At 63.3% G+C, this 24,600-nt stretch carries 21 protein-coding genes and 3 tRNA genes; 17 read left to right on the plus strand and 7 right to left on the minus strand.

The window, feature by feature from the left end:
* The first annotated feature begins 12 nt into the window (after window positions 1-12).
* The 5 genes from RBA95_RS13555 to RBA95_RS13575 all read left to right on the plus strand — a co-directional run bounded on the left by RBA95_RS13555 (window position 13) and on the right by RBA95_RS13575 (window position 7,098).
* Window positions 13-783, plus strand: coding sequence for a class II aldolase/adducin family protein (locus tag RBA95_RS13555; RefSeq protein ID WP_306017410.1), 771 nt, complete (start codon window positions 13-15; stop codon window positions 781-783).
* 73 nt (window positions 784-856) lie between these two features.
* Window positions 857-1,693: a hypothetical protein gene (locus tag RBA95_RS13560; protein ID WP_306017411.1), complete on the plus strand. Its 837-nt coding sequence runs from the start codon at window positions 857-859 to the stop codon at window positions 1,691-1,693.
* Between the two features lie 80 nt (window positions 1,694-1,773).
* Entirely contained in the window at window positions 1,774-2,889 is a 1,116-nt protein-coding gene (locus RBA95_RS13565; RefSeq protein WP_306017412.1) for an efflux RND transporter periplasmic adaptor subunit, read from the plus strand.
* Window positions 2,886-6,020, plus strand: coding sequence for an efflux RND transporter permease subunit (locus RBA95_RS13570; RefSeq protein WP_306017413.1), 3,135 nt, complete (start codon window positions 2,886-2,888; stop codon window positions 6,018-6,020). The genes RBA95_RS13565 and RBA95_RS13570 overlap by 4 nt, the downstream gene beginning before the upstream one ends.
* 103 nt (window positions 6,021-6,123) lie before the next feature.
* Window positions 6,124-7,098 (plus strand): hypothetical protein, encoded by a 975-nt coding sequence (locus RBA95_RS13575; RefSeq protein WP_306017414.1) that lies wholly within the window; start codon window positions 6,124-6,126, stop codon window positions 7,096-7,098.
* Window positions 7,099-7,149: 51 nt separating this feature from the next.
* Here the strand turns inward: RBA95_RS13575 and RBA95_RS13580 are convergent, their stop codons facing one another.
* Together RBA95_RS13580 and RBA95_RS13585 are read right to left on the minus strand one after the other, a co-directional pair.
* Window positions 7,150-7,569, minus strand: coding sequence for a cytochrome c family protein (locus tag RBA95_RS13580; protein WP_306017415.1), 420 nt, complete (start codon window positions 7,567-7,569; stop codon window positions 7,150-7,152).
* A gap of 207 nt (window positions 7,570-7,776) precedes the next feature.
* Window positions 7,777-7,852 (minus strand) — tRNA-Thr (locus tag RBA95_RS13585).
* 160 nt (window positions 7,853-8,012) lie between these two features.
* Between RBA95_RS13585 and metG the strand changes: the two genes are divergently transcribed.
* The 5 genes from metG to RBA95_RS13610 all read left to right on the plus strand — a co-directional run bounded on the left by metG (window position 8,013) and on the right by RBA95_RS13610 (window position 13,421).
* Complete coding sequence (gene metG, locus RBA95_RS13590) at window positions 8,013-9,719, plus strand: methionine--tRNA ligase (RefSeq protein ID WP_306017416.1); 1,707 nt, start codon at window positions 8,013-8,015, stop codon at window positions 9,717-9,719.
* A 96-nt stretch (window positions 9,720-9,815) separates the two neighbouring features.
* Window positions 9,816-10,307: a hypothetical protein gene (locus tag RBA95_RS13595; RefSeq protein ID WP_306017417.1), complete on the plus strand. Its 492-nt coding sequence runs from the start codon at window positions 9,816-9,818 to the stop codon at window positions 10,305-10,307.
* 158 nt (window positions 10,308-10,465) lie between these two features.
* The gene (locus RBA95_RS13600; RefSeq protein ID WP_306017418.1) at window positions 10,466-11,803 is read left to right on the plus strand and encodes an amidohydrolase; all 1,338 of its coding nucleotides are present in this window, start codon (window positions 10,466-10,468) and stop codon (window positions 11,801-11,803) included.
* Window positions 11,803-12,219, plus strand: a complete 417-nt coding sequence (locus tag RBA95_RS13605; protein ID WP_306017419.1) for a RidA family protein — start codon at window positions 11,803-11,805, stop codon at window positions 12,217-12,219. Before RBA95_RS13600 ends, RBA95_RS13605 begins: the two co-directional genes overlap by 1 nt.
* Window positions 12,220-12,236: 17 nt before the next feature.
* Window positions 12,237-13,421, plus strand: coding sequence for a DUF819 domain-containing protein (locus tag RBA95_RS13610; RefSeq protein WP_306017420.1), 1,185 nt, complete (start codon window positions 12,237-12,239; stop codon window positions 13,419-13,421).
* A gap of 315 nt (window positions 13,422-13,736) precedes the next feature.
* Here the strand turns inward: RBA95_RS13610 and RBA95_RS13615 are convergent, their stop codons facing one another.
* Genes RBA95_RS13615 through RBA95_RS13625 form a run of 3 tightly spaced genes read right to left on the minus strand, consistent with a single transcriptional unit; the run spans window position 13,737 to window position 17,092 of the window.
* The gene (locus tag RBA95_RS13615; protein WP_306017421.1) at window positions 13,737-14,471 is read right to left on the minus strand and encodes an ABC transporter permease; all 735 of its coding nucleotides are present in this window, start codon (window positions 14,469-14,471) and stop codon (window positions 13,737-13,739) included.
* Entirely contained in the window at window positions 14,468-15,388 is a 921-nt protein-coding gene (locus tag RBA95_RS13620) for an ABC transporter ATP-binding protein (protein WP_306017422.1), read from the minus strand. Before RBA95_RS13620 ends, RBA95_RS13615 begins: the two co-directional genes overlap by 4 nt.
* 48 nt (window positions 15,389-15,436) lie before the next feature.
* Window positions 15,437-17,092 (minus strand): acyl-CoA dehydrogenase family protein, encoded by a 1,656-nt coding sequence (locus RBA95_RS13625; protein WP_306017423.1) that lies wholly within the window; start codon window positions 17,090-17,092, stop codon window positions 15,437-15,439.
* Between the two features lie 173 nt (window positions 17,093-17,265).
* On the opposite strand from RBA95_RS13625, the gene RBA95_RS13630 reads away from it, so the two are divergent.
* The gene (locus tag RBA95_RS13630) at window positions 17,266-18,303 is read left to right on the plus strand and encodes a GIN domain-containing protein (protein WP_306017424.1); all 1,038 of its coding nucleotides are present in this window, start codon (window positions 17,266-17,268) and stop codon (window positions 18,301-18,303) included.
* A gap of 2 nt (window positions 18,304-18,305) precedes the next feature.
* On the opposite strand, the gene RBA95_RS13635 is transcribed toward RBA95_RS13630, so the two are convergent.
* Complete coding sequence (locus RBA95_RS13635; RefSeq protein WP_306017425.1) at window positions 18,306-19,109, minus strand: RNA methyltransferase; 804 nt, start codon at window positions 19,107-19,109, stop codon at window positions 18,306-18,308.
* 141 nt (window positions 19,110-19,250) lie between these two features.
* Between RBA95_RS13635 and RBA95_RS13640 the strand changes: the two genes are divergently transcribed.
* The 5 genes from RBA95_RS13640 to RBA95_RS13660 all read left to right on the plus strand — a co-directional run bounded on the left by RBA95_RS13640 (window position 19,251) and on the right by RBA95_RS13660 (window position 23,015).
* Window positions 19,251-19,336: transfer RNA gene (locus tag RBA95_RS13640), tRNA-Tyr, on the plus strand.
* A gap of 127 nt (window positions 19,337-19,463) precedes the next feature.
* A tRNA-Gly gene (locus tag RBA95_RS13645) sits at window positions 19,464-19,537 on the plus strand.
* A 138-nt stretch (window positions 19,538-19,675) separates the two neighbouring features.
* The gene (locus tag RBA95_RS13650) at window positions 19,676-20,362 is read left to right on the plus strand and encodes a hypothetical protein (protein ID WP_306017426.1); all 687 of its coding nucleotides are present in this window, start codon (window positions 19,676-19,678) and stop codon (window positions 20,360-20,362) included.
* An 84-nt stretch (window positions 20,363-20,446) separates the two neighbouring features.
* Window positions 20,447-21,073, plus strand: coding sequence for an NAD(P)H-dependent oxidoreductase (locus RBA95_RS13655; protein WP_306017427.1), 627 nt, complete (start codon window positions 20,447-20,449; stop codon window positions 21,071-21,073).
* Window positions 21,066-23,015, plus strand: coding sequence for a cation:proton antiporter (locus RBA95_RS13660; RefSeq protein ID WP_306017428.1), 1,950 nt, complete (start codon window positions 21,066-21,068; stop codon window positions 23,013-23,015). The genes RBA95_RS13655 and RBA95_RS13660 overlap by 8 nt, the downstream gene beginning before the upstream one ends.
* Here RBA95_RS13660 and RBA95_RS13665 read toward each other — a convergent pair.
* Entirely contained in the window at window positions 23,012-23,653 is a 642-nt protein-coding gene (locus tag RBA95_RS13665) for an SDR family oxidoreductase (protein ID WP_306017429.1), read from the minus strand. The genes RBA95_RS13660 and RBA95_RS13665 overlap by 4 nt on opposite strands.
* A 282-nt stretch (window positions 23,654-23,935) precedes the next feature.
* Between RBA95_RS13665 and RBA95_RS13670 the strand changes: the two genes are divergently transcribed.
* On the plus strand, window positions 23,936-24,600 hold a 665-nt coding region (locus RBA95_RS13670; protein ID WP_306017430.1), incomplete at its 3' end, for a GTP-binding protein.

Below are 24,600 nucleotides of genomic sequence, written 5' to 3' on the forward strand. Positions count from 1 at the left end.
GGGAGGAGCGTTATGGACGACGCCAGCCATATCTCAGTCAAGGATCAGGTCAGCGAGGACGAATGGAAGGCGCGGTGCGATCTGGCAGCGCTTTACCGCCTCGTACGCATGCATAAATGGGATGACCTCTTCTTCACCCATATTTCCATGCGCGTGCCCGGGCCTGACGAGCATTTCCTGATCAATCCGTTCGGTCTGCTGTTCGAGGATGTCACAGCATCCAATCTCGTGAAGGTGGACATTGACGGCAATGTCCTGCCGCCGTCGCGCTACGGCATCAATCCGGCAGGGTTCACCATTCACTCTGCGATCCACCATGCGCGCCCGGATGTGAAGGTGGCCATGCACCTGCACACCGATCAGGGCGTTGCGGTGTCGGCCCAGAAGCGCGGCCTTTTGCCGATCTCCCAGCTGGCCATGAACGTGATGAAGGATGTGACCTATCACGACTATGAAGGCATTGCGCTGGACGCTGACGAGAAAGAACGTCTCGTGGGGGATCTGGGTGAGAACAATCTGATGATCCTGCGCAATCACGGCACGCTGACGGTGGGGGACCATCCGTTCAATTGCTATTTGCGCATGTATCTTCTGGAGCGCGCCTGTTCGATCCAGACCAAGGCCCAGGGGTCGGGCGCGGAGCTGATCGAATGGGACGACGCCATGCAGACCCGCGTCTTCAAACAGGGCGAGGAGGGGGTCACCAATGAGCTCTTCCTGGAAATCGCCTGGCATGCCCTGCGCGGTCGGGTGGATCGCGAAAGCCCCGGCTATGATGTTTGACAATCCCCTCTGAGGGGAAAATTCTGGACCTTCCGCCACCTATGCGCTTGTATGCTCGCAAGGGAGAGGCGCGATGGGTGGCGGCGTCCAGCATCTGCAGACCTTAAGGCGCGTCTTCAAGGCGCTCGTGTGTCTGGCGGTTCTCACGCCCTTGATGACCATGCCGCCCGCCTGGGCGGGCGCGTGGACCCAACGGGCGGGCAAGGGCCTGCTGATTTCCTCCGCCAGTCACCACAGGTTTGACCTGCCTGACGCGGGATACGGCTACTCCAAGTTCGAAACCGCGCTTTATCTGGAATACGGCCTGACAGAGCACATGACGCTGCTGGGGCGACTGGCTCGCGAGACACGCTTTCATCAGGCGCCCTCGTCGACCGGCAAGTCCGGGTCACGTGCTGTCTTTTCCGTCCAGACCGTCAGCACGGCCCTGGGCGATAGCGAAATCGGACTGCGACGGCGATTGGCGTCCGGCGCGAACTGGACCGTGAGCGCTCAGACCGCCTTGGTGCGGTTCAGCGTCGAGCCCAATCCGCTTCTGAACGCGGAGGCGCGCTGGGGCGCCGATGTGCGCTTTCAGGTGGGCCGCAGTCTGGGGCAGGCCGCATTTGTGGATGTGCAATTGGGACGTCGTTCCGATTGGCGCGGAGACCGGCAGGAAACCCGGCTCGACCTCACGCTTGGCCTGCGCCCTCGGGACCGGTGGCTGGTCATGGCGCAAGTCTATTCAGCTTGGGGGGAGGCCGGATGGAGCGCCTATCGCCGTCCTTATGAAAGCCACAGGCTTCACCTTTCCGTGACTGCGCCTTTGAGCGAGAGGCTTTCCTTACAAATTGGTGCGACTAATTCAGCGTACAGCGACAGCTTGGCGCCCGAGAACGCGTATATGGTCTCTCTTTGGCGTGAATTCTAAATGCATTGAAATGTGCGATTGCCAAATCTCGCATTAAACCGAGCTGATCGGGCACACATGGGATTTCAGGAGACGGGGTTATGCAGCGTTGGCTTTTTCTAGCCGCCACCGGTGTGATCTTCGCGATCATGGCGATTGCGGTCACAATTCGCGCGCTCTCGGGCGGCGAGGAGCAAGGCGGCGGCTGGGGCGGCGGACAGACCCTGGTGTCGGCATACACCATTCAGTCTCAGGTCTTCGCCGACGTGGTCGAGGCGCTGGGAACCGCCGGCGCCAATGAATCCGTCAATGTCACGGCCAAGGTCTCTGACGTCATCGCCCGGCTCGACTTTGATTCCGGCGCGCAGGTGGAAGAGGGCGATATTCTGGTCGAGCTGGCCGATGCAGAGGAAGCCGCCGGTCTCAGCGAGGCGCGCGCCACCTTGCGCGAGACCCAGCGCGACATTAACCGGATCCAGGACCTGACCGATCGCGGCGTCGCATCCCGCACGCGCCTGGATGAAGCCCAGGCCGCCTATGACCGCGCTCAGGCCCGGGTGGAAGCGATTGAAGCGCGTGTGGCCGATCGGATCATTCGCGCGCCGTTCTCCGGCGTGATCGGTCTGCGCAATGTCAGCGTGGGTGAGCTTGTGGGACCGGGCGATGTGATCGCCCAACTCGACGACACCTCAACGATCAAGCTCGATTTCACTGTGCCCGAACGCTTCCTGTCCGTTATCGAGACCGGGCAGACGGTTCGCGCGCGCAGCTCGGCCTTCCCCGATGAGGTCTTCGCCGGCGAAGTCAGCCAGGTCGACAGCCGGATCGATCCAGCCACACGGACCGTCACGGTTCGCGCGCTTATCGACAACGAGGCCGGGCGTTTGCGTCCGGGCATGCTGATGACGGTCGAGCTGCGTCGGGATGAACGCACCAGCCCCGCCATTCCCGGGTCATCCATTGTCCGTTTTGACGAGCAGACCTTCGTTTATCTGATCGAGGAACGGGAGAGCGGCGTCGTGGCCGTGCGTCGCGATATCGAGCTGGGACTGCGCGATGCAGGCATGGTTGAGGTGCGCCGGGGGCTCTCCGTGGGCGATCGCATCGTCTCTGAAGGCGTCCATCGTGTGCGTGAAGGCGCTCCCCTGCAGATCGCCAATGCGCCATCTCAGGGCGGCGGCGGTCTTGAGATCCAGACCGGGGAGGCCGCGCAATGACCCTGACAGACGTCGCTGTTCGTCGCCCCGTACTGGCTTTTGTGGCCAGCGCTCTGATTATTGTTTTCGGTTTTATGGGCCTGAGGGACTTGCCGCTGCGCGAAATGCCGGATGTCGACCGGCCCATCGTTTCGGTCAGTGCGAACTATCCCGGCGCCAATGCCGAGGTCATGGAGAACCGGGTCACCCAGGTGATCGAGGACAGCCTGTCCGGCATTGAAGGGGTGGACACCATCACCTCCTCGTCCCGTGACGGCTCTTCGCGCGTCACCATCACCTTCACCCTCGAGCGCGATATCGAAGCGGCCGCCAATGATGTTCGCGACGCCGTGTCGCGTATCCGTGACCGCATGCCCGAGGATGTGCAGGAACTGGAGGTGTCAAAGCAGGACAGCGATGCACGTCCTTTCCTCTGGTACATGCTCAGCTCGGACCGGATGAGTGCCGAAGAACTCACCGATTATGCCGATCGCACCATCGTGGATCGCTTCACAGTGCTGGATGGCGTCGCCAATGTGCGCATTGGCGGCCAGCGCCGTTATGCCATGCGCATCTGGCTGGATCCTTATGAAATGGCGGCCCGCTCCATCACAGTGGCTGACATTGAAAACGCCCTGCGGACCGAGAATGTGGAAGCGCCGGGCGGGGCGGTGGAAACCACCGACACCCAGCTCTTCGTTCGTGTGGAACGGTTGTTTGCGGATGAGCAGGCTTTTGCCCGCATGCCAATCCGGGTGGCGGAGGATGGCCATGTCATCCGCCTGGGCGAAGTGGCCGATGTGGAGCTGGCGGCGGAAGAGCACCGCGCTTTGTTCCGCGGCAATGGCGAGAACATGGTCGGTCTGGGTTTTGTGCGTCAGAGCAAGGCCAACTCGGTCGCCGTGGCTGAAGAGATCAACACCGCCATCGAGCGCCTGCGTCCGCAATTGCCCGAAGGCATGCAGATCGTCGCCGGGTCTGACGATACGATCTTCATCAAGGAATCCATCAAGGAAGTCTGGCGCACCTTCGCGGTGGCCGCCACACTGGTGGTGCTGGTGATCTACCTGTTCCTGGGCAGTTTCCGCGCCGCCATCGTGCCGGCGGCCGTCGTGCCGGTGTGCATGATCGGCACTTTCGCCATCCTCGCGGCAGGGGGCTTTTCCATCAACATCCTGACCTTGCTGGCTTTGGTTCTGGCGATTGGCTTGGTGGTGGATGACTCCATCGTCGTGCTGGAAAACATCCAGCGCCGCGTGGATCTGGGAGAGCCGCCCATGCTGGCCAGTGAACGCGGGGGGCGCCAGGTCTTCTTCGCGGTCATTGCGACAACCGCCACGCTGGTCGCGGTGTTCATGCCGCTCATCTTCCTGCCCGGCCTGATCGGTCGCGTCTTCTCTGAACTGGCGGTGACGATTACAGGCGCCGTGGTCTTGTCCAGCTTTGTCGCGCTGACCCTGTCGCCCATGATGACCTCCAAGCTGCTCAAGCCCAGCACGCAGCTGCGCGGACCGGCGAAATGGGTCAATGACGGCCTGGACAAGGTTCAGAACTCTTATCGCCAGAGCCTCAAGCTGATCCTGGGCGTGCCCTGGATCGTGGCGCCGCTGATCATCGTCGCGGTGGCGGGGTCGGCTTTCATGTTCTCGCGTCTGCCCGGCGAACTGACGCCGCCTTCTGACCGCGGCAGTTTCTTCGGATTCGTCCAGGCCCATCAGGGCGCCAGCTTTGACTATATGTCGGGCCAGATGATGCAGGCCGAGGAGATCGTGACCAGCTATGTGGAGACCGGTGAACTGCGCCGGGTTCTGGTGGTGTCGCCGGGCTGGGGCGGGTCGGGCTATAACTCCGGCATCGTCATTGGCAGCATGACCGATTGGGATGAGCGTCGTCCGGGTGATGAGATCGTCAACGAGATCAATGCGCGCCTGGGCCAATTGCCTGGCGTGCGGGCCTTTGTCTCCATGCGGTCGCCGCTGGGCGGCGGCGGGGGCGGGGACGACATCCAGTTCGTCCTGCAAGGTCCCGATTACGACATGCTCAATCTGGAAGCGGATCGCCTGATTGCAGACATTTCCGAGAACAATCCCAACCTGATCCGGGCGCGCAAGGACTATCAGCCCACAGCGCCGCGGCTTCTGGTGGATATTGACCGCGAGCGCGCGGCTGCGCTGGGCGTGTCGGTGTCTGACATCAGCCGGACGCTGCAGACCCATCTCGGCTCGCGTCGTGTGGGCCAGTTCATTGATCGCGGAGAAGCCTACAACGTGATCCTGGAAAACCGTCAGGCGGACCGGTCCAGCCAGAATGATCTGGAAACCCTGTTCGTGCGTTCGGGCTCGGGGGATCTCATTCCCTTGTCCAGCCTGGTGGATTTGCGCGAGGTCGGCGAGGCCCCGAGCCGATCGCGCATCGATCGCCAGCGCGCCGTGACGGTCTCGGCGACCATTCAGGGCGATTACACCATCGGGCAGGCCGTGGAATGGCTCGATCAGTGGGCGGCGAACACCTTGCCGCCGGAAGTGGGGACCACCTATACGGGCGAAGTGCGCGAATTCCTGCGGTCCAACAATGCGATCTACTTCGCCTTTGGTTTGGCGCTGCTGATCGTGTTCCTGGTGCTGGCGGCGCAGTTCGAGAGCTTCATCCAGCCCGCCGTGATCATGCTCACCGTTCCGCTCGCGGTCGCGGGCGGCCTGTTCGGCCTCTATATGGGCGGGTCCAGCCTGAACATCTTCTCCCAGATCGGATTGATCATCCTGATCGGTCTGGCGGCGAAGAACGGCATCCTGATCGTGGAATTCGCCAACCAGCTGCGCGAGGAAGGCTTGAGCCTGTCCGAAGCCACGCTGGAAGCAGCGGCGACGCGTCTGCGTCCCATCCTGATGACCGGGGTTTCCACTGCCATTGGCGCCTTCCCGCTGGTCATCGCCACGGGGCCCGGCTCGGAAACGCGGGTGACCATCGGTCTGGTCATTTTCACCGGCGTGATGGTGGCGACGCTGTTCACGCTGTTCGTGGTCCCGGCCGTGTACGGTGTGCTCGGGCGGTTCACAAAGACGCCGAACTGGGTGTCCCGCCAGCTTGAAAAGGAAGCGCGCGATGTGCGCGGGGCCGATCCGGTCGATCCGCCTGCGGCGCCGGCTGAGTAGAGCGGCCTCCAGCTTAAAGCGCGGGAGCCCTTGGCTCCCGCGCTTTTTAAAATCCCCTCTTGCGGGAATTGCCAGTGCGTATCCGGGCTGCCAGTCTGACGGCATGAAGCACCATGCCGTCATCTTCGCGCTCGCCCTGTCGTTGTGTCTCGCTCTGGGCCTGTCGGCGCCGGTCCGGGCGCAAGAACAAGGCATATTGCACATCGAGGCGGCTGCGGGGGAGCCGCCCGTTCTCACGGTCGAGATCAACGATCAGCCTGTGCGATTGCTGCTGGCGCCGGATGCGCCCCGCTTCATCCTGCTCAATCCTGGCGTGGCCGAGCGGCTCGGCCTCAGGGCCAATCCCTTGCTCTCCCTGGGCGTGCGTCTGGATATTCAGGGGGATGTGTCCCGCGGGCGCACCGGACGGGCCAGCGTCACCCTTCCCGATGGCGAGCGCTTTCGTCAGCGCGTGGTCTGGATGGAGGATATCGCCTTCTCAGATGAGGCGGACGGCGTCATTGGCGTGACGGCGCTGGGCGCGCTTGATCGATTGATTGTGCAGATCGAGGATCCAGACCGGGCGCCTGATGTCGCCATGACCCATGTGCGCCTGAGCGGAGACCGCGGGCTGGAATGGACCTTTCAGGCCGCGCAATCCGGTCTCCCTCTTGAGCTTCGCTTGAGCTTTTCCCGCCCCTCCAGTCTTGATGCCGACACCCGGATCGCATTTGAGAGCCGGGGATTGATTGCTCCAGCCGACGAAGAGCTGCGTTATGCCAGCTTCTGGTTTCTCGATCGGGCGCTCGCTTTCGAGCACGCCAATCTGGGGTTTGATGTCGAGGGGCTCGGCCCGAACCGCTTCTTGCGGTTTGCGCAGGCCGAGGATATCGCCGCTCATGAAGCCAGGCTGGAGTACGAGCGCGCCAACGGTCCGATTGAGACCATCACCGTACGCAGCACGACGCGACGTTCCCCGGATGCGCCCTATGGTCTGTCCCTGGGCGTGGATGTCCTGATGGCGTGCTGGCGGATCGAGTTCGATTTCGCCACGGAGGGCGCCTTCTTGCGATGCCCGCTCCGGGATGAGGCGTCATGAGAAAACCCCGGAGCGCGGCTCCGGGGTTTCTTCATTCGGTTCGTGACCGTCCTAGTGCGTATTCACCGCGAGCCAGGCGATCAGATCATTGCGATCTTCCTCATCGCGCAGGCCTGCAAAGCTCATCCGGTTGCGCGGGATGTATTCACGCGGATTGGTCAGATAGGCGTCGAGCGTTTCGGTGTCCCAGACAATGCCGGACTCGGCCATGGCCGGAGAATAGCGGAAATCGTCCTTGAAACCGGCTTCACGGCCGAACACGCCGTGCAGGTTCGGGCCGACCATGTTGCGACCGCCTTCTTCCACGGTGTGGCAGGCCTGGCAGCGACGGAAAATCCGGGCGCCGTTCTCGATGTTCGCACTGACATAGGGCTCGCCCAGCTCGGACAGGATGGCGGTCTGGGCGTCATCCTGCGCCTGCGCAGCACTGGTCAGGGCGAGGGCGGCGAAGCCGGCGAAAATCATACGCATGGGCGCTTACTCCTGTTGTACTCAGGTCCTGAATGGCATCTAGCGCGCCTGTCCGCGACCGGCAAATGCGCCAAGAGTCGCAGGGTGTGCGCAAACGCATTCTTCACGCCTACAGATAGGGCAAACCGTGACAAAAATCAGGCCGGAGGCGCAGTCTGCAGCGCCGCATGATGATGCTGATCAATCGCAATCGGGGAGGGGAAAGCCTGGCGCCGGCTGAGGGACTCGAACCCCCGACCTTCGGTTTACAAAACCGCTGCTCTACCAGCTGAGCTAAGCCGGCGCGACGGGGCTATCTACGCGTGACGCGCGGGTTTGGGCAAGCGTTGATGGAGTACGGATTGCAGACAGCCGGCTGAGTTGCTGAACCGGGCTGGTTTCCCTTTGCTCCGCGCTTGGGTAAGAGTGCGCCTTTAATCCTGTGGCAGACCGGATCGACCCTCATGGCCCGCATTCTCATCACCAGCGCCCTGCCGTATATCAACGGCGTCAAGCACCTCGGCAATCTGGCCGGATCCATGCTGCCGGCCGATGTCTATGCGCGCTTCATGCGCCTGCAAGGTCATGATGTGCTCGCGATCTGCGCAACCGATGAGCATGGCACGCCAGCTGAACTGGCCGCAGCCGCCGCAGGCCAGGACGTGCGCGCCTATTGCGATGAGCAGCACGAGATCCAGAAGTCCATTGGCGAGCAGTTCGGGTTGAGCTGGGATTATTTCGGCCGCACGTCGTCACCGCAGAACGCCGAGCTGACCCAGCATTTCGCCGAGACGCTGGAAAAAAATGGACTGATCGCCGAAGTCGTTGAGCAACAGGTCTATTCCATCGACGATGGTCGCTTCCTGCCGGACCGGTATGTGGAGGGGACCTGCCCCAATTGCGGTTTTGAGAAAGCCCGTGGCGACCAGTGCGATAATTGCGGCAAGCTGCTCGATCCCATTGAATTGATCGAGCCGTATTCGGCGGTGTCCGGCTCGAAGAATCTTGAAGTGCGCGACACCAAGCACCTCCAGCTCAAGCAGACGGTGATGGAAGAGCGCATTCGCGCCTGGGTCGATGGTGCGGACGGCTGGCCGAGCTTCGCCAAGTCCATCGCCTATAAATGGCTCGATGAGGGGCTGCGCGATCGCACCATCACCCGCGACCTGAAATGGGGTGTGCCGGTCACCAAGGACGGCCAGCCGCGTGAAGGCTTTGAGGACAAGGTCTTCTACGTCTGGTTTGACGCGCCCATCGGCTACATCTCCGCGACCCGGGAATGGGCCGAGGAGACCGGCGGGGACTGGGAAAGCTGGTGGCGCACCGACAAGGGCGCCGACGATGTCCGCTATGTCGAATTCATGGGCAAGGACAATGTGGCCTTCCACACGGTCAGCTTCCCCGCGACGCTGCTGGGCTCTGAAGAGCCGTGGAAGACGGTGGATGCGCTCAAGGCGTTCAACTGGCTGACCTGGTATGGCGGCAAGTTCTCCACCTCCAACAAGCGCGGCGTCTTCATGGACCAGGCGCTGGAACTGCTGCCAGCTGATTACTGGCGCTGGTATCTGACCGCCTATGGGCCAGAGGGCTCGGACGCCCAATTCACCTGGGATCATTTCCAGTCGAGCGTGAACAAGGACCTGGCCGACGTTCTGGGCAATTTCGTCAACCGCATCCTCAAATTCGGCGCCAGCCGCTTTGACGGCGTGATCCCTGAAGGCGGAACGCCGGGTGAAGCGGAAGCCTGGCTTGAAAGTGAAGTCTCCACCCGGCTTGCGAACATTGCCAGCCATTACGAAGCGATGGAGTTCCGCAAGGCCGCTGCGGAAACGCGCGCGCTCTGGGCGGCGGGCAATGAATACCTGACCCGCGCCGAGCCCTGGGTGCATTTCAAGACCGACAAGGATCAGGCCGCGCTGGGCGTGCGCACGGGCATCAACCTGGTGCGCCTGTGCGCCATTACCGCCCAGCCGGTCATCCCGGATGCGGCCGGTAAAATCCTGGCCGCTCTTGGTCTTGAGGGCGCAGCGGACTGGCCTCAGGGTGACGCCAAGGCGATGCTGTCAGCCTTGGGGCCTGGGCGCAGCTTTGCACCGGCTGACATCCTGTTTGCGAAGATCGAGGACGATCAGGTCGCCGAGTGGACAGAACGCTTTGGCGGCGCCGCCTAGAGGCGATTTCCGGCAGTGGAATTCCCACATTACGGTTAGTCTTTCGTTTAGGCTGACTTGGCATTGTCAGCGCCTGACTGGACGATGGGATTGGCCATGAGCGAAGCGGCGACCTTGGGCGAGGGCGTGCTGTCAGCGGATGCGCTGAAGGCCGCCAACGTGCATCCCGACACCGGGTTGGCGACCGATTACCTCAATCATTTCAATGAGGTCGTCATGCTTCTTGAGATGTTGCCCGACATGCCCGACTTCGCGGATGAGGTGCTGGCCTGGGAGCCGGTGCCTTATGAGGAACATTTCGAGCGCACCAATTATGTGGGCAAGGAAACCGTGATTGCGGCCTATGCAGCCGTGGATCATGCGCTCAAGGCGCATCTCGAGACGATCGTCGCAGTGTTGAATGCCGAGCTCAAGCGGGCTCAGGCTAAGGTGCGCGACGGGGATATGGCGGGGGCCTCCGCCATGGCCGGCAGCGAGATCGAATCCCTTCTGGCCGCGGCCCGCGCCGCCGTTCAGGGCCGCATTGAGGGCGAAGGCATCGATGACAGCGCCGCCGCCCAGGCTGCCGCGGACGCCCTGTTTGACTAGTCTCTAGTCAGGGCTGATCAATCGTGCGGGTCTGAAGCGGCTTCGCATGCGTCAACGGATCAGAATGAAGGCGGACGAGCCGTCCGGGTTCTCCATTATGCGTTGACCTCCCCGAACAGTCGGTCTGCAATGCCGCCAAGAAAAAGGGGAGTCGTACGATGCGTCATATGTTCATGGCCGCCGCCGCAGGGCTGGCGCTGTCTGCACCATCCTTTGCGCAGGATGATCTGCGCACCGCGATCAGCACCGATTGGGACAACCATCTCGAAGCGCTCTACGAGCACTTTCACGAGAATCCCGAGCTGTCCTTCATGGAAACCGAAACCGCAGCGCGTCTGGCGCAGGAGCTGCGCACGGCCGGGTTTGAGGTGACTGAAGGCGTCGGGCGGACAGGCGTCGTCGCGGTCATGGAGAACGGCGAAGGGCCGACTATCATGCTGCGGGCCGACATGGACGGCCTGCCCGTGCGGGAAGATACGCCGGTCGATTATGCGTCTGAAGTGATGGGCGAGGACCGGATGGGCAACACCTTCCCGGTCATGCATGCCTGCGCCCACGACACCCACATGACCTCGCTGGTCGCAGCCGCACGCTATATGAGCGAGAACCGCGATGCCTGGTCGGGCACGCTGGTGCTGATCGGCCAGCCCGCCGAAGAAGTGGGGCTGGGCGCGCTCGCTATGTTGTCAGACGGTCTGTATGAGCGCTTCCCCACACCGGACGCCGTCGTCTCCTACCACACCTGGGGCTACATGCCCGCAGGCGTGATCCGCTATGCGCCCGGGTGGGCCATGGCCAATGTGGATTCGGTTGATCTTTATGTCCGCGGTATCGGCGCTCATGGCGCTTCTCCGCATCTGGGCAAGGATCCGGTGGTGATCGCCAGCCAGATCGTCACCAACCTGCAGACGCTGGTCAGCCGCGAGCTGTCGCCGTTCGAAACTGGCGTTGTCACGGTGGGCGCCTTCAATGCGGGCACCAAGCACAACATCATTTCCGACGAGGCCCATCTTCAGCTCACGGTGCGGTCCTATACCGACGAAGTCCGCGAGCGCCTGATCAGCGGCATTGAGCGGGTTGCGCGCGGTCAGGCGATGGCGGCTGGTCTGCCCGAGGAGCTGATGCCGGTGATGGAGGTCGAGGAGACCTATACGCCGGCGCTTTATAATGATCCGGCCCTGTCCGATCAGGCCGGTTCGGTCCTGACGGCCCGATTTGGCGAGGAGGCCGTGGCCACGGCGGACCCGGTGACGGGCGGCGAGGATTTCTCTCGCTATGGCCGTACTGAAGAAGACGTGCCTGTTTTCATGTTCTGGGTGGGCGGCGCCCCGCAATCGGTCTGGGAAGAGTATCAGGCGCAGGGTGAAACGCCGCCTGCCAACCACTCGCCCTTCTTCTATCCCGACGCAGAAGGCGCCGTGACGGTGTCATCTGAAGGCATGGTCGCCATCGCCCTGGATCTGTTCGCGAACGGCGTGTCCGAGGGCGCGGAGTGATGAACGAGTCCCGCAATGACATCCAGCGCGTCACGTCCGGGGCGCCCTGGGAAGAGCTGGTCGCCTATCGACGCGCTGTGCGTGTCGGCCATCAGGTTTTCGTGGCGGGGACCGTCTCGGTTGATGATGACGGTCAGCCCTTCGGCCTCGGCGATGCTGAAGCCCAGACCTCACGCTGTCTTGAAATCATTGCGCAAGCGCTGGACAAGGCGGGCTCCCATATCTCTCACGTGGTGCGCACGCGCCTGTTCGTGACCGATATGCGGGTCGAGACCCAGAGAGCGGTTGGCGCGGCGCATCGCAAGGTGTTCGCCGCCCATCCGCCGGCCTGTTCCATGATCGGGGTGGCGGCGCTCGCCAGCCCTGATTTCATTGTAGAGATTGAAGCCGATGCGGTGATCCCGCCCGGCGCTTAAAGACCCAGGACCCCGACATGGATGCTTCCCTGATCCCCGCCGACAACAATTTTGCGGTGATGGCGGGCCTGACCGCGATCGCAGCCGCCGGCTTCCTGCTTGAAAAGACCAAGTTCGGCGCGTTGCTGACCGGCACGGTCTGGACGATCCTTCTGGCGATCCTGGCGTCGAACCTGCGCATCCTGCCCTTTGATGCGCCGGCCTATGGCTTTGTTTTCAGTTATGCCGTGCCGGTGCTGATCCCGCTTTTCCTGATGAAGGCGGACCTCAAGCGCATCTTCTTTGAAACCACGCGCATGACCGGGGCGTTTTTGATCGCCTCGGTCGCCACGCTTGTGGGCGTGTTCGCAGCGGTTACGCTGGTGCCGCTGGGCGAATGGGAGCCCGCCGTCGCCTCATCCCTGACAGGGTCCTATGTGGGCGGCTCGGTGAACTTCGCCCCGCTGACCGAAATGACCGGCTTGGCTGAAGGCGCGCCCAGCCTGGTCTCCGCCATCGTGGCGGCGGACCATCTGGCGAGCGCGGCCTATCTCGGGGTTCTGGCCATTCTGCCCGGCATCGCCTGGGTGGCGAAGCGCTTCATCACGCGTGATCATACCCAGGACCATACCGACACGGTGGAAGAAGGCAGTGAGGGCGCGACCACGCCGCTCTCCCTGGCGTTGACGCTGGCCTACGCCCTGACGGTGGTCGCGCTGGGCAGCTGGCTGGCGTTCCTGGGCGACGGCCTGGTCGCGCCTGAGGCCATGCGTGATGCGATCGGCGTATCGTTCGGCGATCTCAAATACGTATTCATCACGCTTCTGGCCCTGATCCTGCCCACGGCGATCCCCGGACAGATGGCCAAGCTCAATGGCGGCTTCGAGCTCGGCGTGGTTCTGGCCTTCTTGTTCTTTGGCGCCATCGCGGCGGGGGCGAACGTGGCGCAATTGCTGTCGGACGCTCCGCTGATCATGCTGTTCATCGCCATTCTGGTGAGCGTGCATGGCGTTGTGGCGCTGGTGCTGGCCAAGTTCTGCAAGCTGTCCCTGCCCGAAATCCTCATCGCCTCGAACGCCGCCATTCTGGGCGCGACCACAGCGCCGGCGCTGGCGGCGGCCAAGGGCTGGCGCGATCTGGTGACGCCGGGCGTGCTTGTGGGCGTGCTGGGCTATGCGCTGGGCACAGTGCTGGGCACGGTCGTGTTTGGTCTGCTGACTTAGACATGCGCTTCGGGGAGATGGGCGTGACACGTCGCGAGGGGCGCTTTCGTCGCCCCCTTGCATCTTCGGGAAAATCCAGTCACTGCTAAGGACGAATGCAGCAATTGAAAGGAGGTGATCCGATGTCGAGTGTTTCACATCTAGGACTGTCCGCCCGACGCGGTCAGGTGGTGTCGGAGCAGCCTCAGGCCCGCCTCGTCTAGCGTATCGGCTTGGCCAGGGATGGATTGTCCTGGTTGAACACGGAAAGACCCCGCCAAGGCGGGGTCTTTTTTTGTTGGCGGACGTCTTTCGTTTGAGCGCTTGTCGGCTCTGCTAGCGCCAGTCTCTTCGGGCCAGCCAGATAGAGGCCAGGGCAAACAGGAGGACGCCGCCCGCCGATCCGGTCAGGAGGGCTTGCTGGGCGCGTTCGGGGCTGCTCGCGAGCATGTTCACCGGCAGCAGCCAGGGAAAGAACACGCCATATTCTGACGAGGTTGCGACCACGGAGACGAACACCCCGCCAATGCCGACAATGACAGGCGTCGCAAAATTGGAGACGGCGTGCGCCACGGTGAACTGGATCGCCGTCATCAGCAGGCTGGCAAGCCACATCTTCGCCATCAGGCCCGCCATCATGGCGTAGGGCGGGGCGCCTTCCATCACGATTGAACCGTCAATCAACAGGGCGATATGTCCGGCGAGCAGGATGCTGACGCCGACGCCCAGCGTGATCAGGGCGGTCACGCCGAGCGTCACGAGCGCCTTGGCCAGAAAGACGGTGACCTTGGGCGTGGGCTGCGCCAGGCTCCATGTCCAGCCCGAACACCCATGTTCAATCCCCGCCATGAGCGCGGTCAGGGCGGTCACGGTCAATGGCATCAGCAGATAGGCCCAGATGGCCGCGCCGCTGAGCGCCATCTGGTCCCAGCGGTCGGCGCTGTTGCCGGTGAGGATCACCATCAGGATCATCAGCCCGAGCATTGCAGGCGGCGCCGCCGCCAGCAGCAGAACGAGCGAGCGATTGAGTTTCATGCTCTCAGCAAGAAGAGCGCGCAGCAACTGGATCATGTGTTGGCCCCCCGACCATCGCCGGTCAGTCCAAGGAACAGGCTTTCCAGTGTGGGCTTTTCCTGATGCAGGCCGGAAACGCCGATCCCCTCCTGCACAAGCGCCCGGACGAGATCCTGGCGTTCCTGCGCTGAGAGGCTGAGCGGGATGCGCACGAGGTCCTGCTCGCGTTCCGCCGGGATGTCCTGCCTGGCGAAGTGCTGGGCCAGGGCGTCAGGCGCATCGGTCTCGATCACAAGCCTGGCGGGCGCAGCGTCGGACAGTTTCTCCAGACGATCCTGAAACACCAGACGCCCCTGGTCGAGCAAGGCGCAATGGGTCGCCATGAGCTCGATCTCGCTCAGAAGGTGACTGGACAGGAAGACGGTGGCGCCCAGCGTCTTGGGCAGTGAACAGATCAGTGCGCGCATGTCTGCGATCCCGGCCGGGTCGAGCCCGTTGGTGGGTTCGTCCAGGATCAGAAGGCGCGGGCTGCCCATCATGGCGCGGGCCAGGGCGAGCCGCTGGCGCATGCCCAGCGAATAGCCCGAGACCTTGCGGTCCATGGCGCCCACGAGGCTGACGTGTTCAAGCGCGTCCAGACCTTGCTTGACCGGGCGACCGGACAGCCTGGCCGCAAGGGTGAGGATTTCCCGTCCCGTCAGGTTGGGATAGAGCGCCGGGCTTTCCACAATGGCGCCCACGCCGGACAGCGCTTCAGACCGGCTCCGGGACAGATCATGACCATTGAGATGGATATCTCCTGCGTCCGGCGCGATCAGGCCGAGCAGCATCCTTATGGATGTGGTCTTGCCCGCCCCATTGGGGCCCAGAAACCCGAAGACCGAGCCTTCCGGCACAGCCAGATCCAGCCTGTCGACAGCGGTTACGCCTTTGAAGGTTCGCCGCAAATTGTGTGTTTGTATGGCAAAGGACATGACCGGAACGATCACGGCTTGTGTCGTCCCGGTCAGCTTAAATTTCGTTTAGTTCGCAAGCCGGGCGCGATTGATCAGCCATTCATGATCGATGGCGGCTTCTCCGGCGCCCAGAGAGGTCGGATTCTCTGCGATCCGGCGGGCAATATAGGCGTCTGCCGCAGGTTCGAGGCCGGCCCGGATGAGGCTGCTGGCGGTCAGGGCGGTCGCCGCCCATTCGGCAAAGCGTCGTGCGTCAGCCTCGCCAATGCCGCCAGAGGCCATCTTGGTCAGGGCGTTCAGGCGCGCATCCAGCGCCGGGTGTTTGCCGAAGGCCGGCGCCAGCTCGGCGGCAAGCGCGTCACGCGCGGCCTCGTCCCGCGCCAGGGCGCGCAGCACGTCCAGCGCGATGACATTGCCTGATCCCTCCCATATGGCGTTCAGAGGGCTTTGGCGGAACATCCGGGGCAGGGGATGTTCCTCCACATAGCCAGCGCCGCCATGGGCCTCCATGGCTTCATAGCTCAGATAGGGCGCCCGCTTGCAGATCCAGTATTTCGCAATCGGGGTGAGCAGGCGCGCCAGCGCCGCCTCGTCCGGATCGCTCTCGGCCTTGTCAAAGCTTTCGGCCACCCGGAAGGCGAGCGCTAGGGCGGCTTCGGCCTCCATGGACAATTCACCGAGCACTTCGCGCATCAGGGGCTGATCGATCAGGCGTCGCTGAAAGGCGCTGCGGCGGTCGGCGTGCCAGACCGCGTAGGCGGCGCCATTGCGGATCAGGCCCGCCGATCCCGCCAGACAATCGAGCCGGGTGTGATTGACCATCTCGATAATGGTGCGCACGCCGCGACCGGGTTCGCCCACACGGCGCGCCCAGGCCTCTTTGTATTCGATCTCGGAGCTGGCGTTCGACTTGTCGCCGAGCTTGTCCTTCAGGCGCTGGATCTCGATGGAGTTGCGCTCGCCATCGGGCTTCCAGCGCGGCACGAGGAAGCAGCTCAGCTGGGCGTTATCGCCCTCGCCTTCATAAGCGAGGGTCAGGAAGCCGTCGCTCATGGGGGCGGAGCAGAACCATTTGTGTCCGGTCAGGGTGACGATGTCGCCCTCATCGCTTTCGGCCCTCGTGGCGTTGGCGCGCACATCCGAGCCGCCCTGCTTTTCGGTCATCGCCATGCCCAGGGTCAGGCCCACCTTGTCCTCGGGCGGCAGGAAGCGCGGGTCATAGCGACCAGAGGTGACGCCCTGGATCCACGGGCCGGTCCAGTCCGCCTTCTTCAGCGCCGGAACGCTGGCATAGGTCATTGATTGCGGGCAGCACACCCCGGCGTCCGCCGTCCCCATCAGCATCAGCAAGGCGGAATGAAGCGAATGGGGCGCCGCATCGACCGTCCAGGCCGCAGACGAGACCCCATGGCTCAGCCCCAGCTCCATCAGGGCGTGATAGGCGGGGTGGAACTCAACCTCGTCAATGCGATGACCAAAGCGGTCGAAGGGTTTGAATTTGGGCGGATTTTCATTGGCGACCCGGCCCAGGTCCTGAATGCCGTCAGAGCCCACTTCGGCGCCCATGGAGGTCAGCCGGTCGGCGTGCACATCGGCGCCGTTGCGGGACAAGGCATCGCGCAGCATGGCGTCATCTGAATACCAGTTCACGCCGACAAGCGGCTCTGACTGGTTCTCTACGGTGTGGGTGGAAAGCTCGGTGCGGGGGGCGTGATGTCTCATGACGTTTATCAAATCGTGATGCGAAGTCTGTGTCGAGCGCCGCAACATGGAGAAAAGTTTAGAGCCCGGCAATGTTGTCGTGGGGTCTGTTCGTTCAGCATGCCTTCAGTATCGGCGACTGGGGGAACATCCGGGGTCGATCTGACAAAAACACTCAAGCAATGAGGGTCGAAATGACGGTCATGGTTCTGGCGCTGGCGACAGCGATGCAAGCGGGCGGCGCTCCGGTTGTGGAGATTGAAAACTTCATCGGCACAGTCCGCGTGGTTGAAGGCGATACGCTGGACGCCCGGTTCGAGCGCACCGGAGATGCCCAACCCGACATCCAGTTCGTCAACGGCGAGCTGGATATCGATGGCGGAGAGCGCATGCGCCGCGTCCAGTGCTATGGCGGCTGGCGCGAAGAGCGTGTGGGCCGCAATCGGCGCAATGCGCAATCGTTTGACGAGTTGCCGGTTCTGATCGTGACGACGCCGTCGCCGGCGACAGTCGAGCTGGGCGATTCTGTTGTACGTGCTGAAATGGGCGACGCCGCGTCGTTGTATGTGGAGCTGTCTCATTGTTCGACGCTCAGCGCCGGCGATGTGGCGGGCAATGCCCGTTTGGCGATCCGGGGCTCGGGCAATATGCGCGTGGGTCAGATTGGCGGCGCCCTGGATGCAGCGCTGTCCGGCTCGGGCGCGCTCAGCACGCGTGATATCGGCGAGGACGTTGAGCTCGCAGTGTCCGGCTCCGGCGATGTCGAGCTCGGCGATGTCGGTGGGGATATGGAAGTGGGGATTTCCGGATCCGGCCATGTCCGCGCCGGTCATGTGGCCAGCCTGGACGCCAGCGTTTCAGGCTCGGGCAATGTCGAAGTGGGCAATGCCATCAATGGCGTGCGCTACGCAGCATCGGGCAGCGGTGATCTCAGCGTGGGCGCGACGACCGATGTCTATGTCCGCAGCTCAGGCTCGTCCAACCTCCAGGTCGCCAGCATGGACGGCGAACTGAACATCTCCAGCGGCGGTTCGGGCGATGTGCGCATCGAGCAGGGCCGCGCCAGCCTCGTGGAAGCGGTGCTGGCGGGCTCGTCCGATCTGTGGTTCGGCGGCACGGCGCAGGATGTCGACATCCGCGTCAGCGGCGGCTCTGACGCCTATATCCGCACCGTCACGGGCCAGCGCAACATCCACACCTCCGGCGGCGGCGATTTTAGCACCGGCCGCTAGGCTCATTCCGGTTTCGGATTGATCCGGGGATCATGGCGGGAAGCCTCATACAGCGCGATCGCAGCCGCGTTCGACACATTGAGGCTTTCCGCTTTCGGTCCCATAGGAATGCGCGCCAGCGTCGAGCAATGCTCCGCCACGCGCGGTCGAAGGCCTGAGCCTTCCGCACCCAGCACCAGCACCAGGCCGGGCCCGGCATGGGCGGCGATCTCATCGCCCAGGCTCGCTTCGGCTTCGCCGGCGAGCCCGACCACATGGCGCCCGGCCTTCCCAAGCTCGATCAGCGTGTCGGCGATATTGGTCACCTGCACATGGGGAATCGTTTCCGCCGTGCCCACGGCGGTCTTGCACAGGGCGCCGAAGAAGGGCGGGGACTTGCGATCCTGGCAGATCACGGCGCGCACGCCGAACGCCGCGCAGGAGCGCAGAATGGCGCCCACATTGTGCGGGTCGGTGATCTGATCGAGCACCACCAGCAGGCCATGGGTCGGATCTAGCACCGCATTGAGCGATTCTGTGGGCGGGGCGCTGGTTTTCAGGGCAAACCCCTGGTGCACGGCGCCGTCCGGCAGACGCGAGGTGATCTGACCGGGTTGCTCGATCTCCGCGAGCTTCTGGAACGGGGCGTCCAGCTCGGCCGCGGCATTGCGCGTGACATGCAAAGAGATGTGTTTTCTCTTGGGGTTGGCCAGAGCGGCCAGGACCGCATGGCGGCCCCAGATCCAGCCCTGATCGGGGCTGTCTCGGCGGGCTGCATTTCGCGCTGCAGAACCCTTTTTATCGGTGTTGCGCCGTTGAAAAGCCATGACTATAGTCCGCGCTCCAAATCGGGGAGCGGCCTCGTTAAAGCCCTTGGCGCTTCGGCGCAATCGGTTGATGCGGTAGATCCTCGAAATGGCCCGGCGGCTGAGCTCCCAATCAGTCGTCGCCGCGGATGCGGACCCTGTGGAGGGGTGGGAGAGTGGTTAAATCCAGCAGACTGTAAATCTGCCCGCTTCGGCGTACGCTGGTTCGAATCCAGCCCCCTCCACCATCCTTCGCTCGCTGCGCGAGCTTCGGCTGGGCAAGCCCAAACCTTCGCCTTCAAGTGCATCTGCAATCGGACCGCCTGTGCCGTCTCGACAAGGGCAGGGCGGACACGCTATCTAATCAGACCCGGCGCGGGTGTAGTTCAATGGTAGAACGGCAGCCTTCCAAGCTGCATACGTGGGTTCGATTCCCATCACCCGCTCCAGCCTCTCTTTCATTTGACGGCCTCTGAACGTGCAGCGCCTTAGTGCGGGGCATCGCTGTATTACCAATGCTTCACTAGGGTTTATCGTCGGTCTCGGCTCTGCTGGCCTTAGCGCCAGCCTGATGGAGACCGTTTCAAATGCCCTTGCCGCTCAGCACGCTCGCCCTGACCGTCGCCCTCAACGCCTGTACCGGCGCGACGTGTCTGGAGCCACGGACCTGGCCCGCGCCCATGCGCGGGGTCGACGGTGCCAGCCTGTCTTCGCCCTACCAGCCCGACGCCCGCATCCGTGTGCCCGACGAGGCGGTTTATATCGGGGCGCAGCGCTGGGCGCTTTATGACGCCGTGGACGCGGAGTTGCATCTGTTTGTCGAGGCGGGTGAGGACCGGATCGTGGACCGGCTCTACTGGATTCAGTTCGAAGCCTATCTGCCGAGCTTGCCTAATGCAGAGTACGACTTTCATCGCTCCGATCTGGAGCGACGCCCGCTGGGGGGCGCCGACTTTTTCGTCCGGGCGCGCTTTGGCGAAGGCGACAGCGATGAGCCCGAGCCGGGCTCGGACAACGCCATGATGCGCGCCGTACTGGCCGAGGCGGGCTACGCCTTGCCAGCCGAAACCATCAACGCGACCATGAAGCATATTCTCGATCCCGATGACCCGCGCGAAGAGCTGATGATCATCTATATCGAGGACCTCGAGCCCACGGGTTCAACCATGAACGAGATCATCGAAACCCGCCTGGAGGGCCCGCTCTGGGCCGGCCTGTCCCAGGGCGTGCTCGATCGCGCCCAGGCGCGGATCAGTGTGGAGGCGGGGGAGTAAGCGCTACGCCCCCCGATTGCACATCTCGCCCGAAGCGCGGCATGCTGACCTTTCACGGGGCAGCCGGGTCGGAGAGGGCGTTTCATGTCACGCATACTGGTCTATTTCGCCCATCCCGGACGGCGCTATTCGCGGGCCAATCTGGGCATGGCGGACACGGTCAGTCATCTGGCCGGGGTGACCTATATCGACCTGTACGAGCATTATCCGCGCCACGATATCGATATCGAGACCGAGCAGGACCGGCTCCTGGAGCATGACGTCATCGTCTTCCAGTTCCCGCTGTTCTGGTATTCCACGCCGTCCTTGCTCAAGGACTGGATCGATCTGGTGCTGGAACACGGCTTTGCCTATGGCGAGGGCGGAGAGCAGCTCAGGGACAAGGCGCTGTTATGCGCGATCACCTGCTCATCCTCTGAAGAGGCGTATTCGTCTGAGGGGTTCCAGCACTACCCGCTGCGCACCTTCCTGACCCCGCTCGAACAGACCGCGCGCCTGTGCCAGATGCGCTTTCTGCCGCCCTATGTGCTCTATGACTCGCTCAAGGCGTCCGAGGATGAGCGCCTGGGCCATCATGAGCTGGGCTATAAGCGCCTGATGATCGGCTTGCGCGAAGGCGATTTCGATTACGAGCGCGCGCGGGAGATCGATATTCTCAAAGCGGACGGGCTCGACGCCGTCCTGCCCGCGGCGGAGGCGAGCCATGGGTGATTTCCTGCTTCTGGCGACGCTGTTTCTGGGCGCGGGCGTGATCGCCGTCCCCCTGGCCACCCGTCTGGGGCTGGGCTCGGTGCTGGGCTATCTGCTGGCGGGGATCGCGCTGAGCCCGATCCTGGGGCTTCTGCATGTGGACGTGATCGCCATCCAGCATTTCGCCGAGTTCGGCGTGGTGATGATGCTGTTCATTGTCGGGCTGGAGCTCGAGCCGCGGCGCCTGTGGGAGATGCGCGGGCGCCTTCTGGGGCTGGGCGGATTGCAAGTGGGGATCACCGCGGCGGTGGTGATCGCGATCTGCCTGTCCTTTGGCATGCCCTGGCGACAGGGCGTGGCGGTGGGCTTCATCATCGCCTTGTCCTCCACCGCGATTGTCCTTCAGACCCTGACCGAACGCGGGTTGATGAATTCTGATGGCGGGCGCAGCAGCTTTTCCGTGCTGTTGTTCCAGGACATCGCCGTCATCTTCATGCTGGCGCTGTTTCCGCTCCTGTCGGCGCCGGACCTCTTTGGCTCGACCGTGACCCATGGGGGCGAAAGCGCGAGCGGACATGGCGGCGGGGGAGATCTTACGCCCTTCACCGGGCTGCCGGGCTGGGGGCAGGGGCTGGTCAGCCTCGCCGCCATCGCCATCGTCGTGGGGATTGGCAGCTATCTGACCCGGCCCTTGTTCCGCTTTATCGCCATGGCGCGCCTGCGCGAGCTGTTCACCGCTGCCGCCCTGATGCTGGTGGTGGGGATCGCCCTGTTGATGACGCTGGCGGGCCTGTCTCCAGCGCTGGGCGCGTTTCTGGCGGGCGTGGTGCTGGCGAATTCGGAATACCGGCACGAGCTTGAAAGCCATATCGACCCGTTCCGGGGGCTCCTGCTGGGCCTGTTCTTCATCACCGTGGGCGCGGCGGTGGACTTCCAGCTTCTGGCTGATCAGTTCTGGTCAACCCTAGGGATGACGCTGGGCGTCATCGTGATCAAGGCGCTGATCCTGTTCGCGCTCAGTCTTGTCTTCCGTATTGGCGGCTCGGACCGCTGGCTGTTCACGCTGGGGCTGGCGCAGGCGGGCGAGTTCGGCTTCGTGCTGCTGACCCTGACCGTGTCGGAGAACATTCTGCCCACAGCGGTGTCGAGCCAGCTCTTGCTGGTGGTGGCGCTCTCCATGCTGCTCACCCCGGGCCTGTTCGTGCTCTATGACCGGATCTGCGTGATCATGGCGAAGCGCCGGGAGCCGGCTGAGGCGGACGAGATCGACTCTACCGCGGACATCATCATCGCCGGACACGGACGGGTGGGCGGCATCGTCAACCGCATGCTGCGCGCCTATGGCCATGAGACGACCGTGCTCGACTATTCCTCCAGCCAGCTCGAGGCGCTGCGCGCCTTCGGCTTCAAGGTGTTCTTCGGCGACGCCAGCCGCCCCGACCTCCTTCATGCGGCCGGGATCGAGAACGCCAAGCTCTTGATCGTGGCGCTCGACAATCGCGACCAGATTACCGAGCTGGTCCGGTATGTCTGCAAGCACCATCCCCATGTTCATGTCATCGCGCGGGCGACCTCGCGCGAGCATGTCTATGACCTGTACGCCGTGGGCTGCCGGGACATGATTCGCGAAACCTTTGATTCCAGCGTCCGGATCGGGCGCAGCGCTTTTGAGGCGTTGGGCGCGCACGCCTTTGACGCGGAACAGATGTCCCGGGCGTTTGTTCAGGAAGATCGCAAGATGCTGCGGGAAATGGCCGAGGTCTATGACCCTGACATTCCCAATCACAAGAACCCGGCCTTTGTGACCCGGGCGCGTGAAGTGCTGGCGCGGCAGCAGGACGAGCTGAGCGGCGGCGGTCGGGTATTGGGCGCCATGAACGACCGGCGCTGGTCGCCCCCGACGCCCAAGGATGTGCGGGTGGAGCGCGACCAGGCGCGCTCCGACCCCGATGCGCCGGATTAGGCGGCTTTCACATGCATCATGGCGTCGCCAATGCTGTCCTCGCCCTCTGAAAGCTCGAACACGGCGCCGGAGGCTTCGGGCACGCTGACGCAGCGTTCCAGAACTTCCGCGACGTCTTCACGGGACACTTCAGAGCCGCTGACATGGTCCGCGGACACTTCGACACAGCCCGTGCCCGGATCATTGGTCAGGGAGACGGGACGGACGATGGCGTAATCAATCCCGGCGGTTTCCAGGTGTTCGTCCGCCGCCTTCTTGGCCTCAAGATAATGACGCAGACCTTCGGGCCCCTTGTCCGGATTGTCGGCGCCGACCGAGCTGAGCATGACGAAGCGGCGGACGCCGGCGCGCTTGGCCTTCTCGATCAGGGAAATGGCGCCGTCACGGTCAATGGCCTCGGTCTGGGAGGCCGGCGTGTCGCCGCCGGAGCCGGCGGCGAAAATCACCGCATCCATGCCCTGGGCCACATCATCGGGCAGGTTTGCGAGGTCCGCCGTCTGCGTCTGAACGCCTTCGGGCAGCACGCTCAGGTCTGAGCTCTCGCGCACTAGGGCGATCGGGGTGCGGCCCGACTGCTGGATTTTCTCGGTCAGTTTGCGACCGGTCAGGCCGGTCGCGCCGGCGATGAGAATACGCATGGTGTTCTCCTGTTTCTGCTCAGCATCGGGAACATCCCGGGCTTGGTTCAGAAACGGGCCGAGGAGGGGGATTGTTCCGGTCGGGCTGCGAACACAGGGCCAGAGCGTCACTGGCAAGCGGGTCTTATCTGCAGAAGCCTGCGTTCAAGACGCTTTCTCCCTTGCCTTGGAGCAGAACGGGCGCTATGCCCCGCGCAATCGCCCTGGCGCATCGGTCAGCAGTCGGACCGTCGGCTGATGCAAGCGCCGCAAATCCATGTTCCAGCTTGAGGGTCCACGACAATGGCCAAGGAAAAGTTTGAGCGTACGAAACCGCATGCCAACATCGGCACGATTGGTCACGTTGACCACGGCAAGACGACGCTGACCGCCGCGATCACCAAATACTTTGGTGACTTCCGCGCGTACGACCAGATTGACGGCGCCCCTGAAGAGAAGGCGCGCGGCATCACGATTTCGACGGCGCACGTTGAGTATGAGACGGATGCCCGTCACTACGCTCACGTGGACTGCCCGGGCCACGCCGACTACGTGAAGAACATGATCACGGGTGCGGCTCAGATGGACGGCGCGATCCTGGTTGTGAACGCGGCGGACGGCCCGATGCCGCAGACGCGCGAGCACATCCTCCTGGCTCGCCAGGTCGGCGTGCCGGCTCTGGTGGTGTTCATGAACAAGGTCGACCAGGTTGACGACGAGGAGCTTCTGGAGCTCGTCGAGATGGAAGTTCGCGAACTTCTGTCCTCCTACGACTTCCCGGGCGACGACATTCCGATCATCGCGGGCTCTGCGCTGGCGGCGATGGAAGGCCGTGATCCGGAAATCGGCGAGAACAAGATCAAGGAACTGATGGCGGCTGTGGATGAGTATATCCCGACCCCGGAACGTCCGAAGGATCAGGACTTCCTGATGCCGATCGAAGACGTGTTCTCGATCTCCGGCCGCGG

Source organism: Oceanicaulis sp. MMSF_3324 (assembly GCF_030733545.1).
GTDB lineage: Bacteria > Pseudomonadota > Alphaproteobacteria > Caulobacterales > Maricaulaceae > Oceanicaulis.

Excerpts from the sequence above, each read along its gene's own strand:
- RBA95_RS13555 (WP_306017410.1), top strand. The coding sequence starts at position 13 with ATGGACGACGCCAGCCATATCTCAGTCAAGGATCAGGTCAGCGAGGAC.
- RBA95_RS13560 (WP_306017411.1), top strand. The coding sequence starts at position 857 with ATGGGTGGCGGCGTCCAGCATCTGCAGACCTTAAGGCGCGTCTTCAAG.
- RBA95_RS13565 (WP_306017412.1), top strand. The coding sequence starts at position 1,774 with ATGCAGCGTTGGCTTTTTCTAGCCGCCACCGGTGTGATCTTCGCGATC.
- RBA95_RS13570 (WP_306017413.1), top strand. The coding sequence starts at position 2,886 with ATGACCCTGACAGACGTCGCTGTTCGTCGCCCCGTACTGGCTTTTGTG.
- RBA95_RS13575 (WP_306017414.1), top strand. The coding sequence starts at position 6,124 with ATGAAGCACCATGCCGTCATCTTCGCGCTCGCCCTGTCGTTGTGTCTC.
- RBA95_RS13580 (WP_306017415.1), bottom strand. The coding sequence starts at position 7,569 with ATGCGTATGATTTTCGCCGGCTTCGCCGCCCTCGCCCTGACCAGTGCT.
- metG (WP_306017416.1), top strand. The coding sequence starts at position 8,013 with ATGGCCCGCATTCTCATCACCAGCGCCCTGCCGTATATCAACGGCGTC.
- RBA95_RS13595 (WP_306017417.1), top strand. The coding sequence starts at position 9,816 with ATGAGCGAAGCGGCGACCTTGGGCGAGGGCGTGCTGTCAGCGGATGCG.
- RBA95_RS13600 (WP_306017418.1), top strand. The coding sequence starts at position 10,466 with ATGCGTCATATGTTCATGGCCGCCGCCGCAGGGCTGGCGCTGTCTGCA.
- RBA95_RS13605 (WP_306017419.1), top strand. The coding sequence starts at position 11,803 with ATGAACGAGTCCCGCAATGACATCCAGCGCGTCACGTCCGGGGCGCCC.
- RBA95_RS13610 (WP_306017420.1), top strand. The coding sequence starts at position 12,237 with ATGGATGCTTCCCTGATCCCCGCCGACAACAATTTTGCGGTGATGGCG.
- RBA95_RS13615 (WP_306017421.1), bottom strand. The coding sequence starts at position 14,471 with ATGATCCAGTTGCTGCGCGCTCTTCTTGCTGAGAGCATGAAACTCAAT.
- RBA95_RS13620 (WP_306017422.1), bottom strand. The coding sequence starts at position 15,388 with ATGTCCTTTGCCATACAAACACACAATTTGCGGCGAACCTTCAAAGGC.
- RBA95_RS13625 (WP_306017423.1), bottom strand. The coding sequence starts at position 17,092 with ATGAGACATCACGCCCCCCGCACCGAGCTTTCCACCCACACCGTAGAG.
- RBA95_RS13630 (WP_306017424.1), top strand. The coding sequence starts at position 17,266 with ATGACGGTCATGGTTCTGGCGCTGGCGACAGCGATGCAAGCGGGCGGC.
- RBA95_RS13635 (WP_306017425.1), bottom strand. The coding sequence starts at position 19,109 with ATGGCTTTTCAACGGCGCAACACCGATAAAAAGGGTTCTGCAGCGCGA.
- RBA95_RS13650 (WP_306017426.1), top strand. The coding sequence starts at position 19,676 with ATGCCCTTGCCGCTCAGCACGCTCGCCCTGACCGTCGCCCTCAACGCC.
- RBA95_RS13655 (WP_306017427.1), top strand. The coding sequence starts at position 20,447 with ATGTCACGCATACTGGTCTATTTCGCCCATCCCGGACGGCGCTATTCG.
- RBA95_RS13660 (WP_306017428.1), top strand. The coding sequence starts at position 21,066 with ATGGGTGATTTCCTGCTTCTGGCGACGCTGTTTCTGGGCGCGGGCGTG.
- RBA95_RS13665 (WP_306017429.1), bottom strand. The coding sequence starts at position 23,653 with ATGCGTATTCTCATCGCCGGCGCGACCGGCCTGACCGGTCGCAAACTG.